General features: G+C 38.9%; 11 protein-coding genes, 1 tRNA gene and 2 pseudogenes. 11 read left to right on the top strand and 3 right to left on the bottom strand.

The window, feature by feature from the left end; genetic code table 11:
- Positions 1 to 4: 4 nt before the first annotated feature.
- From AABJ51_RS11315 to AABJ51_RS11285, 7 genes and pseudogenes are all read left to right on the top strand, one after another.
- Positions 5 to 910 (top strand): HlyD family secretion protein, encoded by a 906-nt coding sequence (locus AABJ51_RS11315; protein WP_338372642.1) that lies wholly within the window; start codon positions 5 to 7, stop codon positions 908 to 910.
- A gap of 4 nt (positions 911 to 914) precedes the next feature.
- A complete protein-coding gene (locus AABJ51_RS11310; RefSeq protein WP_338372640.1) occupies positions 915 to 1,826 on the top strand; it encodes an ABC transporter ATP-binding protein in 912 nt (303 codons plus the stop codon).
- A gap of 4 nt (positions 1,827 to 1,830) precedes the next feature.
- Positions 1,831 to 2,562, top strand: a pseudogene (locus tag AABJ51_RS11305) (ABC transporter ATP-binding protein); the annotation flags it as partial.
- Between the two features lie 103 nt (positions 2,563 to 2,665).
- On the top strand, positions 2,666 to 3,772 hold the full coding sequence (locus AABJ51_RS11300; protein WP_026626796.1) for an ABC transporter permease: 1,107 nt from the start codon (positions 2,666 to 2,668) through the stop codon (positions 3,770 to 3,772).
- A gap of 257 nt (positions 3,773 to 4,029) precedes the next feature.
- Positions 4,030 to 5,142 (top strand): ABC transporter permease, encoded by a 1,113-nt coding sequence (locus AABJ51_RS11295; RefSeq protein ID WP_338372638.1) that lies wholly within the window; start codon positions 4,030 to 4,032, stop codon positions 5,140 to 5,142.
- A 145-nt stretch (positions 5,143 to 5,287) separates the two neighbouring features.
- Complete coding sequence (dpp5, locus tag AABJ51_RS11290; RefSeq protein WP_338372636.1) at positions 5,288 to 7,387, top strand: dipeptidyl-peptidase Dpp5; 2,100 nt, start codon at positions 5,288 to 5,290, stop codon at positions 7,385 to 7,387.
- A gap of 157 nt (positions 7,388 to 7,544) precedes the next feature.
- Positions 7,545 to 7,621, top strand: a tRNA-Asp gene (locus AABJ51_RS11285).
- A gap of 114 nt (positions 7,622 to 7,735) precedes the next feature.
- Here AABJ51_RS11285 and AABJ51_RS11280 read toward each other — a convergent pair.
- On the bottom strand, positions 7,736 to 8,620 hold the full coding sequence (locus tag AABJ51_RS11280) for an AraC family transcriptional regulator (RefSeq protein WP_026626714.1): 885 nt from the start codon (positions 8,618 to 8,620) through the stop codon (positions 7,736 to 7,738).
- A 173-nt stretch (positions 8,621 to 8,793) separates the two neighbouring features.
- On the opposite strand from AABJ51_RS11280, the gene AABJ51_RS11275 reads away from it, so the two are divergent.
- The 3 genes and pseudogenes from AABJ51_RS11275 (at position 8,794) to AABJ51_RS11265 (ending at position 14,239) form a co-directional block, all read left to right on the top strand.
- Positions 8,794 to 9,846 carry an efflux RND transporter periplasmic adaptor subunit gene (locus tag AABJ51_RS11275; RefSeq protein ID WP_338372635.1) on the top strand — a complete coding sequence of 351 codons (1,053 nt, stop codon included), beginning with the start codon at positions 8,794 to 8,796 and terminating at the stop codon, positions 9,844 to 9,846.
- Positions 9,847 to 9,854: 8 nt separating this feature from the next.
- Positions 9,855 to 12,962 (top strand): annotated as a pseudogene (locus AABJ51_RS11270) (efflux RND transporter permease subunit).
- 2 nt (positions 12,963 to 12,964) lie between these two features.
- Positions 12,965 to 14,239: a TolC family protein gene (locus tag AABJ51_RS11265; RefSeq protein ID WP_338372634.1), complete on the top strand. Its 1,275-nt coding sequence runs from the start codon at positions 12,965 to 12,967 to the stop codon at positions 14,237 to 14,239.
- A gap of 90 nt (positions 14,240 to 14,329) precedes the next feature.
- Here the strand turns inward: AABJ51_RS11265 and AABJ51_RS11260 are convergent, their stop codons facing one another.
- Complete coding sequence (locus AABJ51_RS11260) at positions 14,330 to 16,603, bottom strand: ATP-binding cassette domain-containing protein (RefSeq protein WP_338372633.1); 2,274 nt, start codon at positions 16,601 to 16,603, stop codon at positions 14,330 to 14,332.
- 141 nt (positions 16,604 to 16,744) lie between these two features.
- Here AABJ51_RS11260 and AABJ51_RS11255 point away from each other — a divergent pair, with 141 nt between their 5' ends.
- Positions 16,745 to 17,104: a winged helix-turn-helix transcriptional regulator gene (locus AABJ51_RS11255; RefSeq protein WP_338372630.1), complete on the top strand. Its 360-nt coding sequence runs from the start codon at positions 16,745 to 16,747 to the stop codon at positions 17,102 to 17,104.
- 207 nt (positions 17,105 to 17,311) lie between these two features.
- Here AABJ51_RS11255 and AABJ51_RS11250 read toward each other — a convergent pair whose 3' ends face one another.
- The gene (locus tag AABJ51_RS11250; RefSeq protein WP_338372628.1) at positions 17,312 to 18,598 is read right to left on the bottom strand and encodes an L-cysteine desulfidase family protein; all 1,287 of its coding nucleotides are present in this window, start codon (positions 18,596 to 18,598) and stop codon (positions 17,312 to 17,314) included.
- Between the last annotated feature and the right edge of the window lie 13 nt (positions 18,599 to 18,611).

Raw genomic sequence — 18,611 nt, 5'->3', positions numbered from 1 at the left:
CAATATGAAAGTACTTAAATATCTGACTGCACTTTTTATAGCATTCAATTTGTATGCCTGCGGAAACAAGGGCTTAGAATACGATGCATCCGGTATCTTCGAGACCACGGAAGTGATAGTGTCTTCGCAAGGGAATGGAGAGATAAAACAATTCGATATTACCGAAGGTGATGTGTTGGAGCCTAATCAGCAGGTTGGGCTGATAGATACACTTCAGCTTTTTCTGAAAAAGAATCAACTGGAAGCAAGTATCGGAAGTGTGAAAAACAAAAAGACAACTCCTGCGACTCAGATCGCGGCTTTACAGCAGCAGATCGAGACTCAGAAAAGAGAGCAAAAACGTTATCAGAACCTAATTTCACTCAATGCCGCTAATCAAAAGCAGCTGGATGATATAAATGCCCAGATCAAATTGCTGGAGAAACAGCTGGCTGCTCAATATGAAACAATTAATAATACAAACAGCAGTCTCACTGATGAGGGTGTATCGCTTGAAGCTCAGATTGCTCAGCTAAAAGATCAAATTGCAAAATCGGTTATAACAAGCCCGATCAAAGGAACGGTACTGGCTAAGTATGCCGAGCAGGGAGAATTGGCGACACAGGGCAAAGCTTTATTCAAAATAGCAGATGTTGAAACAATGTATCTTAGAGCATATATAACCGCCAGTCAGCTTACGACAGCAAAAATAGGACAGAATGTAAAAGTATATTCGGATCTGGGAGAATCGGACAGGAAAGAATACGCAGGTAAGATTACATGGATATCAGACAAAGCGGAATTTACACCCAAAACCATACAGACCAGAGACGAGCGAGCGAACCTTGTATATGCCATAAAGATAGAAGTTAAAAATGACGGCTATATCAAAAAAGGGATGTACGGAGAAGTTAAGTTAACAGATCAATAAACCGATGGTTACAGTAGAGAATATCTGTAAAAAGTATGGGCAGGTTTCGGCTTTGAGCAATATCAGCTTTGAGACGAGAGCCGGTGAAATATTCGGAATAATAGGACCCGATGGGGCAGGGAAGACTACTCTATTCCGTATACTTACCACATTATTGCTGGCCGATAGCGGCAATGCTGTAGTCGATGGCTGTGACGTGGTGAAAGAGTATGCGCAAATACGGAAAAAGATAGGTTATATGCCCGGAAAGTTCTCTTTGTATGAAGATCTCACGATAGAAGAGAATCTCGAATTCTTTGCTACCATATTCAATACAACTATAGAAGAGAATTATCACCTCATAGAAGATATATACAAACAGATTGAGCCTTTCAAAAAACGCAGGGCAGGAAAGCTATCGGGAGGAATGAAGCAGAAACTGGCACTTTGCTGTGCCCTTATACATAGACCGACTGTGTTGTTTCTGGATGAGCCTACGACCGGAGTCGATCCGGTTTCTCGAAAAGAATTCTGGGAAATGCTGCGAAAGTTGAAATCTCAGGGTATTTCTATACTCGTATCTACTCCGTATATGGATGAAGCCTCGCTTTGCGACCGGATAGCATTTATTAGAAACGGGCAGTTTCTGGATATCGATACTCCATTAAATATCATATCTAAGTTCGATGATATTCTTTGGGCTGTTGAGGCGGATAATATGTATCATCTTCTTCTCGATCTGAGAAGTAATAAACAGATCAAGAGTAGTTTTGCATTCGGCGAAAATCACCATATTACGGTTGATGCCTCTTTGTCTGCCGATGGGTTAATGAAATATTTGTCTGATAAAGGGCATACCAATATCAGTATACGTCCGATTGAACCTAGTATCGAAGATTGTTTTATGCTCATAACCGAAAAGAAAGAAAATGAATGATATAGTAATTAAAGCCACCGATCTGACAAAGAAATTCGGAAACTTTACAGCTGTCGATCACATTAGTTTTGAGGTTGGTAAAGGCGAGATATTCGGCTTTCTCGGAGCAAACGGAGCAGGAAAGACAACTGCTATGCGGATGTTATGCGGACTGAGCAATCCGACCTCAGGTGAAGGAAGTGTAGCCGGATTTGATATCAACCGCGAGCAGGAAAAAATAAAGGCGAACATTGGTTATATGAGCCAGAAGTTTTCGTTGTATGAGGATCTTAAAGTTTGGGAGAATATACGTCTTTTCGGTGGAATATATGGCATGAAAGAAAGCGATATAAAATCGAAATCAGAGCGGATATTAAGCCATTTGGGTTTTCTCACTGAAAAAAAAACATTAGTACGCGATCTGCCTTTAGGCTGGAAACAGAAATTAGCTTTTTCTGTCTCAATCTTTCATTCTCCTAAAATTGTATTTCTGGATGAGCCTACCGGAGGTGTCGACCCTGCTGCCCGCCGTCAGTTTTGGGAAATGATCTATGAAGCGGTCGATGAAGGTATCACTGTATTTGTAACTACTCACTATATGGATGAAGCTGAATATTGTAACCGGGTATCTATTATGGTCGATGGTAAAATAGAAGGATTGGATTCCCCTAAAATGCTGAAAGAACAGACCGGTTCGCAGACAATGGATGAGGTGTTTCTGAAGTTTGCACGACGTGCGGTACGTTCAGATGGTTAGGTCTCAGACCTTTTTGTTGCTTTGGTAAGTAAAACAACCAAAGTCTGTTATAAACTAGAAGTATATCATTAAATACTTTCTGTTACTTATAATTAATAGTTATATGAAGCAATTCTTATCATTCGTAAAAAAAGAGTTTTATCATATATTCAGAGATGTCCGTACTATTCTGATATTGCTTGGTATGCCTATTGCTCAGATTCTGCTTTTCGGGTTTGCCATTACTACGGAAGTTAAAAATACTCAGGTTGCGGTATTCGACTTGTCAAAAGATGCGGTTACAGAGCAAATCATTCAAAAGATTCAGGCAAATGAATATTTTTCGCTGGTGGAGAATCTCAATAACCCCGATCGTATAGAGCAGGTGTTGAGAGAAGGTAAAGCCAGTATGGTTCTGGTTTTCGGTAATGATTTTCAATCTAATATGCTGCATACAGGAGAAGCTGCTGTGCAGGTTATTGTAGATGCTACAGACCCAAATCAGGCTACGACAATGACTAACTACATAACCAATATATTGTCGCAGTATCAGCAGGAAATAGCCGGGCAGTCAGGAAGTCCCAATCTAAAGATAGTACCTCAGGTAAAGATGTTATATAATCCTCAGATGGAGAGTGCATATAACTTTGTGCCCGGTGTGATGGGGTTGATACTGATGCTTATATGTGCGATGATGACTTCTATCGCTATTGTGAGAGAGAAGGAAAAAGGGAGTATGGAGATTCTGTTGACATCTCCGATCAGACCTATTTTTATCATTATCTCTAAAGCAGTGCCTTATCTTACCCTTTCGATTGTCAACCTTATTACCATTCTTTTGTTGTCGGTATTTGTCTTGAAAGTGCCTGTTGCCGGAAGCTTGCCATTGATTTTTCTGGCATCCTTTATGTTCATTCTTGTGGCATTGCTTTTGGGGCTTCTGATTTCAAATCTAGTGGAAACACAGGTTGCGGCTATGCTCGTATCGGGAATGGGATTAATGATGCCTACCATGCTCTTGTCGGGTATGATGTTCCCTATCGAAAGTATGCCGGTTGTTTTGCAATGGGTGTCGAGTATAATGCCTGCGAGATGGTATATAAGCATTATTAAGAAGCTGATGATTCAGGGTGTAGACGGTATTTATGTTATACACGAATTTGGCGTTCTGCTGTTGATGATTTCAGTTTTGCTCTTTGTTAGTCTCAAAACATTTAAAAAGAGACTGTGATGGGAATTTTATCTATAGATAACAAATGGGATAATATGCCAATGTGGAAATAAAGTAACAATGAAAAATGTGTAAATCTGCTGTCACTTTTGTAACCTTTTGAACAATGAATAATGTGGGCAACTAATAATTGTTTATTGATAACTGATCACTGTTGACTGGTCATTGATCTTGTAACCTTTTTTCGATTTTATACTTGTTAACTAGTCAACTTGTTTACTATATATACAATGATTAATAATAGACCTTGATTACTTATGTTGAAGTTTTTATTAGAAAAAGAATTTAAACAGATATTGAGAAATTCATTTCTGCCGAGAATGATATTTATGATGCCTGTTATGATGATACTGGTTATGCCTTGGGCTGCCAATCAGGAGGTAAAGAATATCAAACTGTCTGTTGTAGATAACGATCATAGTTCTTATTCGGAACGTTTGATAAATAAAGTTATTGCTTCCGGCTATTTTATTCTTGAGGATGTCTCGGCATCCAATAACGAAGCAATGAAGAGTATCGAATCGGGTTCTGCAGATATTATTCTCGACATTCGTCCCGAGTTCGAAAAAGATCTGATAAAGACTGGTACTGCCAATGTAATGATTTCGGCGAATGCTGTAAACGGAACAAAAGGAGGTCTCGGATCAGGCTATTTATCTGCTATTATGAATGATTTTGCGAGTGAAATAAGTGCCGAACTGGGACTGACTGTTGATAGGGGTATTGCTCCCGTTATAAATATAGAGCCGCACAATAAGTACAATGTATTTATGGATTATAAGGTGTTTATGCTGCCGGCATTGGCTGTGATGCTACTTACTATGATTGCGGGTTTCCTTCCGGCTTTGAATATTGTTGGAGAGAAGGAAGCGGGAACCATTGAGCAGATGAATGTTACCCCTGTAAACAGGCTCGTGTTTATTCTTGCAAAACTAATTCCGTATTGGATAATCGGATTTATTGTGCTTAGTATTTGTTTTATCTTATCAGCCTTGGTTTATGGACTTTATCCGGTTGGCAATCTGCTGACAATCTATTTGTATGCCAGCGTATACATCCTTACAGTCTCGGGATTGGGGCTTGTTATATCTAACTATTCGGATTCGATGCAGCAGGCTATGTTCGTTATGTTTTTCTTTATGCTGATACTTATTCTTCTGAGCGGGTTATATACTCCCATCAGCAGTATGCCCGAATGGGCGCAGATGATAACGAAGTTCAACCCTTTGAGTTATTTTATACAGGTTATGCGGTCTGTTTATCTTAAAGGCAGCGGATTGATGGATTTGTTGCCGAAGTTGTATGCTTTGTGTGGATTTGCTGTTGTGTTTAATGTTTGGGCGATTGTGAGTTACAAAAAGAGTAACTGATGGGGTGTTGGTCTTGATTTTGAGATATTTGATCTTGGTTTAATACCCTGTTTTATTATCTTATGAAAAAAAACAATAACTTTGGTTTTCTTTTTAGAGGTAAGTTAATAAATAGGTCTGAGACCTTAATCAATATACAACGTAAATGAAATACAAATCTATTATGGCAATTGCATTGAGTGCAGGCATGTTGGCTTGTGGTTCGGGCAAAGACAGTAAGGAGAAGGATGAGGCTGCGGCTCCCCTTATCGGAAAAGCGACGGTGAAAATAACTGACGGATTGATGACTCCCGAGGCTTTGTACAGTTTTGGAAGAATCAGCGAAGCGGTGGTGTCTCCCGATAAATCTAAGATTTTATATGGAGTAACTTATGTCAGCATTGAGCAGAATAAGACCAATCGTGAGTTATTCACCATGAATATCGATGGCTCGGATAATAAGCAGATCACAAAAACACCAACCGGAGAGAATAGTGCTGTGTGGGTAAAAAACGGTTCTAAGATTGCATTTTTATCCAGTGAAGGCGGTTCTTCGCAAATATGGGAAATGAATCCCGATGGAAGTGATCGGGTAAAGATCAGTGATGTAGAGGGTGGTGTCAATGGATTTAGCTATTCGCCGGATGAAAAGAAAATCCTGTATATTAAGAATGTTAAGTTCGGAGAACGGACTTCTGATATATATCCAGACCTTCCTAAGGCTTCAGGACGCATTATTGATGATCTGATGTACAAACACTGGTCGGAATGGATAGAGGAAATTCCTCATAGCTTTGTAGCAGATTACGATGGCAGTAAGCTAAGCAATGACCGGGATATACTAGAAGGTGAACCTTATGAGTGTCCGATGCTGCCCTTTGGTGGTATTGAACAGCTGGCTTGGAGGCCTGATAGTAAAACAATCGCTTATACTTGCCGTAAGAAAACGGGAATGGCTTATGCTTTGTCAACCAATTCTGATATCTATCTGTATGAAATCGACAGCAAAAAGACTTCGAATATCACAGATGGAATGATGGGATATGATATCAATCCGGTTTTCTCTCCGGATGGAAAATACATAGCATGGCAAAGTATGGAGCGTGATGGTTATGAATCGGATAAAAACCGATTGTTTGTAATGAATCTAGCGACCGGAGACAAAACTTATGTAACCGAAGATTTCGATTATAATACTGATTTCATACAATGGAACAACGACAATCAAAGCTTGTATATCATAAGTTGTGTTGAGGCGAAAACCCAGATCTTTAAGGCATATATTCATACCAAAGAGATTAAGCCTGTAACCGAAGGAGTGCATGATTATGAGTCATTCTCGCTGGCAGGTGATAAACTGATCGCTTTACGTCATTCTATGTCTCAGCCTAATGAAATCTATTCGGTTGATGCAAATACGGGAAAGGCTACACAGATATCTTTTGAAAATAAGGAGATTCTGAATCAGATAACAATGGGTAAAGTAGAGGAGAGATGGATTCCTACAACTGATGGTAAGAAAATGCTGACATGGGTAGTATATCCGCCAAACTTCGATCCGAATAAGAAATATCCTGCATTATTGTATTGTCAGGGAGGTCCTCAAAGTACAGTGAGCCAGTTCTGGTCTTATCGTTGGAATCTGCAGATGATGGCAGCGAAAGGATATATCATTGTCGCTCCTAACCGTAGGGGTTTACCCGGATTTGGTAAAGAATGGAATGAACAGATCAGTGGAGATTACGGTGGTCAGAATATGAAAGATTATCTTTCGGCAATCGATGCTTTGGCTAAAGAACCTTTTGTAAATGCCGATAAGTTGGGTTGTACAGGAGCGAGCTACGGCGGATTCTCTACATACTGGCTTGCCGGAAACCATAATAAGCGATTCAAAGCATTCTTGGCTCATGCGGGAATATTCAATCTTGAGGCTCAATATCTGGAAACCGAAGAAATGTGGTTTGCCAATTGGGATCTGGGTGGTTCTTTCTGGGATCGTAATAATTCCATCGCTCAACGCTCGTATGCTAATTCTCCTCATCGTTTTGTTGATAAATGGGATACTCCTATCATGATTACTCATGGCGAGTTTGATTACCGTATTCTGGCATCGCAGGGAATGATGGCTTTCAATGCTGCAAAGCTTAGAGGCATTCCTACCCGTATGCTTATATTTCCGGATGAAACCCATTGGATAGCCCAGCCGCAGAACGGAATCTTGTTTCAGCGTGAGTTTTTCCGCTGGTTTGATCAATGGCTGAAATAAAAATGGTTTTTGTAATAATCTGATATAAAACATTCTAAAGAAGGCGATGCAAAGAAATTGATTTTTATTTAAATTTTTCTCTCTTAAAATTTGGAAAATCTCGAAAACACATCTATCTTTGCATCGCATTTCAGAGGAAATGACACTCCAAAAAAACGGTGTGGTAGTTCAGCTGGTTAGAATACCTGCCTGTCACGCAGGGGGTCGCGGGTTCGAGTCCCGTCCATACCGCCAATAAGATTTAGAAAATCAAAGAAGAGTCCTGTTATTCAATAGAATAAAGGACTTTTCTTGTTTAGACTCTGATGTGAGTTTTTTTTGATTCCTTTTAGTAAATCATCTGTTACCTTAACTTTCCCGATATTGGACAGGGGTCATGCCTGTTCTCTTTTTAAAATAAGTTCCGAAAAATGACGGATTTGCGAAACTCATATCTTCAGATATTTGCAGAATGGTCATATTTGAACTTTTAAGCAACGCTTTGGCCGCCATAATTACCATATCGTCAATCCATTGCTGAATATCCACTCCACTTGTCTCTTTCACAACCCGTGATAAGTATTTAGGAGTGATAAACATTTTATCTGCATAGAAAGCAATACTTCTCTCCTTCATATGATATTCAAATAATAAGCTTACGAAGTTGTGCAAATGTTTTTCCTTCCGTGTAAGCGGCTTGTTTCCTGATTCTGTTTTCTTGTCCTGATACAATTGTAAAACCTCATATATTAATGTTTGGAGTAAGCTTCGTGCGATTTCTTCCCTATAAAGAATGTCTGTCTTTTTGTAGCGTTTTACGATGAATGCATGAAATTCCAAAAGGTCGGTTGTTGCTTCTTCACTAATCTTCAGACAAGGCTTCTGATCTATTTTTTTAGGCGTATCAACATCTGCAATCAATTTAATATCGGAAATAAAGTCAAATGAAAACAGCAAGAACTCAATGGTTAAGTCATCGCTTTGTTCCAATAACTCTAAAATATAATTCGGAAGGATAAGCATTATTGTACAGGGTTCGACCTTATATTCTCGTAAGTTGATCTTAATTCGTCCTGTTCCCTTCACACAGATGGCAAATGCTATTCCTTCCACGATATGCGGATACCTGAAATCGAAGGGATAGTCTTGAATATTTGCTGTGTCATCTGATATAACGAAATTCTTAATGCCTTGAGAGGTAGCCTGATCTTCAAAATCATTCACCGATATTTTAGCATAGTTTTCTTTAGACATAACTCAATCTGTTTATTTTAATTCTAAAAATAGAAATAAAATCCATAGAAAAAGCAAAAAGCGAAGTTATGAACATTTTTGTCGTAGTATTGATTCAGATAAAACCATATTATAGGGAGATATTTGCGACATAAACAGATAGTCGTAAAAATTATTTTTTTTGAATGAAAATTATGAGTAAAGTAAAATTGTTGTTGAATAAAATGGTGGTGATTGTCCTTATTTTAGGATTGGTATCCTGCTCTTTTAAGAAGGGTGAAGAACAGGATGTAAGAACTGTTCTTGTAAAAGTACAAACAATAAAGTATAGTGATGATATTTATCAGCAGGAGTATATAGGAACAGTAGAAGGAGAGAATGCCGTTGATGTCAGTTTTCAGGTAAATGGAAATATTGAACAAGTATATGCACAGGAAGGGCAGGGTGTTCGAAAAGGGCAATTATTGGCCCGATTGAATACAAACTCAATAGAAAGTATGCATAATGCAGCAAAAGCAACTCTCAATCAGGCTCAGGATGCATATAACCGATTGTCAGTCCTCTATGAAAACAACAGCCTTCCCGAGATAAAATACATAGAAGCTAAGACACGCCTGGAGCAGGCACAGTCTAACGAACAGATTGCACGCAAAAACTTGCAGGATTGTAATTTGTATGCTCCGATATCTGGAGTAATCAGTCAACGTTACCAGGAAGCAGGCGCAAATGTAGCACCGGGTGCGCCGGTTTATAATCTGGTTACTATCAGTGTCGTAAAAATAAAAATAGCTATTCCCGAAAATGAAATATCTGCAATAAGACCAGGTGAAGCCTGTCGCATAAAAATATCGGCATTGGATGAAGCTGAATTCGAAGGTAAAATCATGGAAAAAGGAGTTTCGGCTAACCCAGTGTCACACACATATGATATAAAGGTGCAGGTAAATAATCCAAATTCGCGGATCATGCCAGGAATGGTATGTAAGGCTTATCTTATAAATCCATCAGGTATTTCTGATCGGAAGAATATCATAGTCCCCTTAAAAGCCATACAAGTTGATTTTTCGGGTAAGCACTTTGTTTGGTTAAAAGACGAACAAAACAAAGCTGTATACCGCGAAATATCGCAAGGTAAACTTATCGGAAACGGAGTTGTAATAGAAAAAGGACTGAAGGAAGGAGATAATCTTATCATAGACGGATATCAGAATATCAGCCCGGGAATAACAGTGAAAACAGCTAAATAAAAGAAGATATGAAATCAGAATCCGGGATTATCGGCTGGGCAATGAAATATAATAAGATTATATTGCTCATTGTCATTGTATTGAGTTTATTTGGCATTTATGCACTGAATGTGATGCCCAAACAGGAATTTCCTGTATTTACAATCCGTCAGTGAGTTGTGGTGGGGGTATATCCGGGAGCTACTTCGGCAGAAGTTGAAGAACAATTGACTAAACCCCTCGAAAATTTTCTGTTTACATACAAGGAAGTCAAGAAGTCCAAGACATATTCTCATTCCAAAGATGGAATCGTTTATGTATACGTAGAATTGAATGACGATGTGAATAATAAAGATGAAGTATGGTCGAAAATAAAACATGGGTTGACAACTTTCAAAGTTAAATTACCCTCGGGAGTTTTGGCTCTCATTGCCAATGATGATTTTGGCGATACTTCGGCTTTGCTTATAACTCTCGAATCAGAGACAAAGACTTACCGGCAATTGGAAACTTATCTCGAAACACTCGAAGACCGATTGAGAACTATAGAGTCTGTATCGAACTTGCGCCGTTATGGTGAACAGAATGAGCAGATAAGCATATATATCGAGAAAGAAAAGCTGGCTGCGTATGGAATTAACATATTAAATCTGTATCAGACGCTGATCACTAAAGGATTCATTACTACTGCAGGGAAAATAGACAATCCCGATATGGTTGTTCCTATCCATATCGAAAGGCCCTATCAGTCAGAGAAAGATCTGGAAGAACAAATTATTTACTCTGATGCTCAGGGAAATCATATTCGCTTAAAGAATATAGCTAAAGTAGTAAGGGAATATCCGAAGCCTACCAGCTACACAACTAACAATGGTAAGAAATGTTTGGTGTTATCTGCCGAAATGAGGGAGGGTTATAATGTTATCCAATATGGAAAAGATGTGGAAAAGGTTCTCCTACAATTTCAGAACGATATTCCCGATGATATTCATATTTACCGTGTGGCAGACCAACCGCAGGTTGTAGGGCACTCCATCACTACATTTCTGAAAGAGCTGTTAATTGCGATTGTTGCTGTAGTACTTGTAACTATGATATTGCTGCCGTTGAGGGTGGCCGGTGTAGCTGCATCTTCCATTCCTATATCGATATTTATTTCGCTGGGATTGATGTTCGCTTTTGGAATAGAACTAAATACGGTGACATTAGCTGCATTGATAGTAGTATTAGGGATGATAGTCGATAATTCGATTGTCGTTGTAGACAGCTATCTCGAAAAACTGGATCATGGTATTCCTCGTTGGCAGGCATCGATAGAAAGTGCCAAAGAGTATTCGAAGGCTATTATATCGGCGACATTAGCCATCAGCCTTACGTTTTTTCCTTTTCTGCTAATGCTCACCGGACAATTTCTCGACTTCGTGAAACTCTTTCCATGGACTATTCTTATAACGTTGGGAGTATCTCTGGCTGTGGCTGTTCTTTTTATACCGTTCCTGCAATACTTCTTTATCCGAAAAGGATTGCATCAACCTGATAAGCAGGATGAACATAAGCAAAAAGAAACCTTTTTGGATAAACTCCAAAACGGATACAACCGGCTGCTCGAAAAAGTATTTCAGTATCCTAAAGTTTCTCTCGGCATAGGCATAATTTCTATTATATCGGGTATCTATATATTTGCTAATATTCCTCAGAAGCTGATGCCTGTTGCCGAACGGAACCAATTTGCCGTGGAAATATATTTGCCTAATAGCAGTTCACTCGAGCAGACAGAAGCAGTTGCTCAGGATATGGAGAGTATACTGAGAAAAGAAGAAACGGTTGTTTCGATAACGTCTTTTATCGGGTCGGGGTCTCCTCGTTTTCAAACAGCTTACGCTCCCAAGATCGGGGGATCTAATTTTGCTCAATTTATTGTAAATACTGCATCGAATGAAGATACAGAATTGTTGCTGGACAAATATTCTACAGAATATGCATATCATTATCCAAATGCGTTTGTGAAATTTAAACAACTGGAATATGAATCTGTAGATGCTGATATTGATGTCCGCTTATCAGGCGATAATATAGCTGATCTTAAAAAAATGGCGGATACATTAATGGTCGAACTTAAAAAGTTGGACGAGCCTATCAGAATATATACCAATTATGAAGAGCCGCTGCCCGGCATAAAAATCACGGTAGATCCTGTCGAATCAAACAGATTGGGGGTAAATGAAGCGACTTTAGGGTTGGGGTTAGCTTCCCGTTTCGGAGGAATGCCGATAACAAATATCTGGGAAAATGATTATTCGCTACCTGTTGTGTTGAAATCGAAATGGGAAAATAAAGATCCTGTTGCCGAAGATATTTCGAATGAATATGTATCGGGATTGTTATCGCCCAGTGTGCCTTTACGTCAGATAGCCGATGTATCTGCAAACTGGACTGAGGGACAAATCAACCGGAGAAACGGTGTACGTACTCTTTCCGTTTTTATTGATCTGAAAAGAGGCGAGAGAGTCGGGCAAGTTCAGCCGAAAGTGGAAGAAATTGTAAATGCTGTTTCGGAAAAGTCCATGCCCAAGGGAGTTTCCATTTCTTATGGAGGAGTTAAAGAATCGGATGGTGAGACTATGCCAAAGATGGTAAAGGCACTTTCTATCTCGATAGTTATTATCTTTTTCATACTTGTATTTCATTTTAAAAAGATAAGTCTTGCCTCTCTGGTTCTGGCATCTACTTCGCTCAGTATATTTGGTGCAGCCATAGGACTAAAAGTAATGGGGGTAGATTTTAGTGTTACAGCCATATTGGGAGTTGTCAGCCTGATCGGGATTATTGTGCGTAACGGAATTATCATGTTCGACTATACAGAAGAATTACGGTATAAGCACGGAAAATCTGTGCTGGAAGCTTCTTTGGAAGCTGGTAAACGTCGAATGCGTCCTATATTCCTGACTTCTGCTGCGGCATCTATGGGGGTTATTCCGATGATTATAAGTAAAAGCCCTTTGTGGTGTCCGATGGGAACAGTTATAAGCTTCGGTACCATCTTCGCCATGATATTTATCCTGACATTATTGCCATTGGCTTACTGGCTGATATACAAACACGAAGATAAAAATTCTAAAAAACAAGAAACCGAATAATTATGGATAAAAGATATATTGCAATGATAATGTGTATGATGGTTATATCCGTATCTGCACAGGTGAAGTACAGTCTTGAGGACTGTAAACAGCTGACTGTTAAAAATAACAGAAAGATAAAGAATAGTTTGCTGGGCATCGAATCATCCAAAGAGATCAAAAAAAATGCATTTACAAATTATTTTCCCTCAGTAAGTGCTTCCGGATTCGGGTTCACGGCGAAGGATCCTTTGGTTGCTTTGAATATGGGAGGAACTCCCATTAGTTTCTTAAACAATGGGATGAGTGCTTCTATTATAGCCACTCAACCGATATTTGCCGGTGGTAAAATAGTGAATGGAAACAAACTTGCAGATTTAGGTACTCAGGTAAGCCAATATCAAGCTAAGCTATCTGAAAACGATATGTTGCTGAATACCGAAAACTTTTACTGGCAATTGGTCTCTTTGTATGAGAAAAGTAAAACGCTGGATGTCATAGACGCTCAGGTTGACCAACTCCTGAAGGATGTGGAATTGTCTTATCGTATGGGAATGATTACCAATAACGATGTGTTGAAAGTGAAATTAAAAAAGAACGAGGTGGCAAGTAATCGGATCAATTTGGATAACAATATTAAGCTGGTAAAAATGTCTTTGTGCCAGCTAATGGATCTAGATCTCACTTCGGCTGACTCATTAGAGATATTAACTCCTGATATTCAGGATGTGGACTCTCCGGTAAAGTATTACGTGGATCATAAGAGTGCACTGCCGAATAGGGCGGAAGCTAAACTTCTGGATAAAAACGTAGAGGCATCAAAGCTTCAGACTAAGATAAAAAGGGCTGATTATATGCCTACGGTAGCTGTAGGAGCAACATATTACAGAGAAAATCTGTTGGATAACTGGTCTTCAAACGGGGCTGTGTTTGTTTCTGTCAGCGTTCCGATTTCGGGATGGTGGGGAGGTTCCCATTCAATAAAACAACAAAAGATACAGGAACAGATAGCATACAACGATAAGATAGATACAGAAGAGCAATTGTTACTGCAAATGCAGAATATCAAAAATGAACTTGATAATGCCTATAAGCAGATACTGCTGGCTAAAGATGCCATCGGGCAATCTTCTGAAAATTTACGTTTGAACAATGAGTATTATAAGGCAGGAACAGTAACTCTTACAGATGTACTGGATGCTCAGACCTTATTGCAGCAAAGTAGAGACAGGTATGTTGAAACATACTCGGACTATAAGCAAAAGCAGTTTGAATATTTGCAGGTAACAGGAAGATAAACTCCTTGATTCTTAAATATTGAAGTTGAGCTGATATAACAGGTTCAACTTCAATATTTCTATAGATATTTTTTTGTGATATTCTTTTATCTAATTATCTTGATCTTTCATTTCTATATACCTTTTCAGATGTTTTCCGGTCAATGAAATGTTGCTCTTAATTATATCGACAGGCAAACCTTCAAATACAATTTCTCCTCCGTCTTTACCGGCACTAAGTCCCATGTCTATAATCCAATCGGCTTGAGAGATAATATCCATATTATGTTCCACAATAATAACCGTATTCTTGTCGTTTACCAACCTGTCAAAAAGTTTCATTAGTTTGGCAACATCCGAACCATGAAGTCCGGTTGTCGGTTCATCTAAGACATAGATATATTCTTTATTCCCTAATTCTGCTGCAAGTTTTAAGCGTTGACGCTCTCCTCCCGAAAATGTATTTAATGATTGCCCTAATGTCAGGTAGTCTAAACCAACTTCACAAAGCTTGCTTAATGGTTCGGTTATTTCCCGTTCATTGAAAAAAGCATTCGCCTCACTGATCGTCATAGCCATAACATCTGTAATGTTTTTTTCTTTTAATTTATATTTCAGTACTTCCGGTTTGAAGCCTGTTCCGCTGCAATGTTCGCATCGGATTTCTACATGATCTAAAAAGGCTAAATCGGTAGATATACTACCTAATCCTTTGCATTCGGGACAAGCTCCATCTGAGTTACTGCTGAATAATGATTGTTTTACTTTATTCTGTTTTGCAAACATAGTCCTTATAACATCTGATATTCCGGTATAAGTTGAGATATTTGATCTTTTGCTTCCTCTTAAAGGACTTTGGTCTATCACAACAACTTCTTTATAATGGTTTGTCAGTGATTTGATAAGTGAACTTTTTCCCGAACCAGCCACTCCTGAGATGACTGTTAATATTTCCTTGGGTATCTGAACGGATACATTTTTCAGATTATGAAGAAAACTGTTCCTTATAGGAAGGTAACCCGATGGTTTTCTGTATTCTGTTTTAATCCGGTTCTCCTGATTGAGATACTTCCCGGTTGGTGTACCTGTTCTTTTTAGTCCATCAAAATTTCCTTCATACACAATCCTTCCACCGTTTTTACCTGCACCTGTTCCCATGTCTATAATATGATCGGCAATAGCGATAACATCACGATCATGCTCTATAATTAAGACTGTATTGTCTTTATCACGTAATTCTATTAATAATTTATTCAGTCGTTGTACATCATTCGGGTGTAGCCCAACACTTGGCTCATCGAAAATATAAGTAAGGTCGGTCAGGCTGCTGCCTAAATGCCGGACAAGCTTTATCCGTTGAGACTCCCCCCCCGATAATGAAGACGTTTCCCTACCTAAAGTCAGGTAACCTAGACCGATAGCTAATAGGTTTTCGAGATTTTCTATGATGGCTGATAATAATGGAGAGATAGAGTTGTTGTTTATTGTTTTTATAAATGTGAGTAGTTCATCAATCTGCATATTGCAGCAGTCTGCAATATGCTTTCCAGCTATTCTGCATGATAGAATCTGAGGGTTTAAACGGTTGCCTTTGCATTCGGGACAAACACCTTGTTTTACGACTTCTTTGTATCGTGATATGTTTTTGCCGGTAATTTCTTTCGATTCTTTTTTGAAAAAGCTGCGTTCAAAACGAGGAAGTACGCCTTCGTATATTCCTGTTTTTGGAAATCGGGGGTCAGGTTGAAGTAATTTTAAGTCATTTGCATAGATCAGATTATACCATTCTTCTTCAGTGTAATCTTTTATCTTTTTGTTATTATCGAATAATCCGGAATAGACATAGCGAGTCCAACGCCATCCGCCTGCCTCAAATGTAGGGAATTGGATAGCTCCTTCGTTTAAAGATTTTTCTTTATCAATCAACTCATCCAAGTCAATAGCATTTGTTTTACCTAAACCTTCGCAGCACGAACACATTCCGAGAGGGTTATTAAAAGAAAAAACAGAAGAATGACCGACAAAGGGCTGTCCGATACGTGAAAACAATAATCGAAGCAATGAATATATATCGGTAATCGTTCCAACTGTGGATCGGACATTGCCTTCTATCTTCTTTTGATTCACTATAATGGCTACCGACAGATTTTCCAAGCTATCGACATCCGGCTTCCCATATTGTTGTAACCGATGACGGATAAAACTATCGTAAGTTTCATTTAACAATCTTTGCGATTCTGCTGCTATTGTATCAAAAACCAATGATGTTTTACCGGAACCTGATACTCCTGTGAATACAGTTATTTTCTTTTTGGGTATTCTGACTGAAATATTTTTGAGGTTGTTTTCTCTTGCTCCTTTTATTATTATTTGATTCTTATCCATTCTTCCTGATTATTTTTTTTAAAGTTAGATACTCTTAATTGCTTGATCAATACGGGGTAAAATTATCATCGGGTGATAAATTAATCTCCACTTGAGTCAGAATTGATTACCTTTGCCGTATAGGATAAAAAGGAGAATATTATGTATGTAAAGAAGAATCCGATGGACTATTCCGATTGTCCGGTGCGTATTGCGATCGATATTTTATCATCCAGTTGGAATGCCTGGCTGATATTAGAGATCAGCAAAGGAGTGGTAAGGCCGTGCGATTTACAACGAAGCATAAGTATTGCCCCTAAACGGGTATTGACAAAGCAGTTAGGAGAATTAGAGAATATGGGGATTCTGGAGAAAAAAGTATATCCTATATTGCCTTTGAAAGTCGAATACTCTTTGACTGAAGCAGGCAAAGGATTGATTCCGATCATTGATCAGATGTGGCAATGGGGAGATAAGTTCAAGGAGGATTATATAAGTAGTAGGGTCGATGAATCTCGGTAAATATAAATTCAGACGCTCCCCGGGTGATAACGAATATTTCTTTCTCCCACGCTTTGGTGCAGGCTGATTGTTATCTCTATCAGTCGTTTCCGATGTAATAAATACAGGAAATAAACGACCAATTGTATCGCGAATCGTAATTATTAGAACTCAATAGACAACCAAAATGAGTTGCCATGCCATTCAGGGAACCCGAAAAGTTATACATCACTTTTTATGAGTCATTATATCAAGTACCATTTTGTCTGTTTCCTGCATTGCTTGGGATCCTATTCGGGTTAAATTATCAATGCATTTGTCTACATCATCTTCAATAATACCTTCTACAGATGTGACATACTTCTGTTCCATAGCCAGCATTGCTGAAAAAACCGCAGTAGATACACCGCTGGTCAACTTCATTGAACAACTTGGTTTTGCTCCGTCGCAGATCATTCCGGTTAGATTGGCTATCATGTTTTTAACGGCAAATGTAACCTGCTCATACTCGCCACCCATAAGTAAGACAATACCGCAACTCGAGCCTGTTGCCGCTATTACGCAGCCACAAAGAGCAGATAATCTGCCTAGCTTTTGTTTGATGTAAATGACTGTAAGATGGCTCATTATCAGAGCTCTGGCCAGATCTTCTTTTGTTTTATTGTTCTTTTCGGCGTATATGGTAACAGGCAGCGTTGCTGCAATTCCTTGATTTCCACTCCCTGAATTACTCATTACCGGGATTTTAGCCCCAGCCATACGGGCATCGCAGGCTGCAGAGGTGTAGGATAAGATGCTGGTGAATACATTGTCTCCCATAACCGAATACTGTGATTTACCATTTAAGGTACGCCCCAGTTCATGTCCGTATTTGTTTTTAAATGATTGCTCGGATGCAGCCTTATTGACTTTTGCTGATTCCAATATGAACTCCAATTCCTCAATTGGTGTATTTATTGCGAATTCATAGATGAGTTTCATGTTTAACTCCAGATCATCTTTGTCGCAAGATTTTTCAGTCTGCAGTTTCGAATCAAACAGGATAGTATCGTTTTTCTTCAAATAAACAAAATTGGTATGATTACCGGATATAACAGCCGTTGCAAGATCATCCTTATAAGAGCAGGTAACTTCAATGTACAACATCTCAGTTATTCCGTCTTTTAGTTTAATTTCGATCCTGTTTTCGGTTATCATCTGTTTGCCTTCTTCCACAGCTTCGGGAGAAGAATCTTTAAGAACTTCCAGTTGATATCCAGAATTACCGATCAGAGCTCCTAAAGCTACTGCAATAGGCAATCCGATCATTCCGTCTGTGCCGGGAATTCCCACCCCCATAGCATTTTTCAGAACATTAGCACTGAGGTATACTTTTATCTTATCTGGTTTCTGTCCTAATATTTCCTTTGCTTTCGCAACGCATAGCGAAACTGCGATGGGTTCGGTACAGCCGATAGCAGGAATCACTTCCTTCTTGATCAAGGCTGCAAATCTATCCCGTAAATTCTTTTCCATACAATAAATTATT

It is taken from the genome of Indolivaga capnocytophagoides (assembly GCF_036511535.1).
Taxonomy (GTDB): Bacteria; Bacteroidota; Bacteroidia; order Bacteroidales; family Dysgonomonadaceae; genus Dysgonomonas_A; species Dysgonomonas_A capnocytophagoides.
Note: the sequence above shows the minus strand (reverse complement) of the source record. Positions and strands in the feature narration are given on the sequence as shown.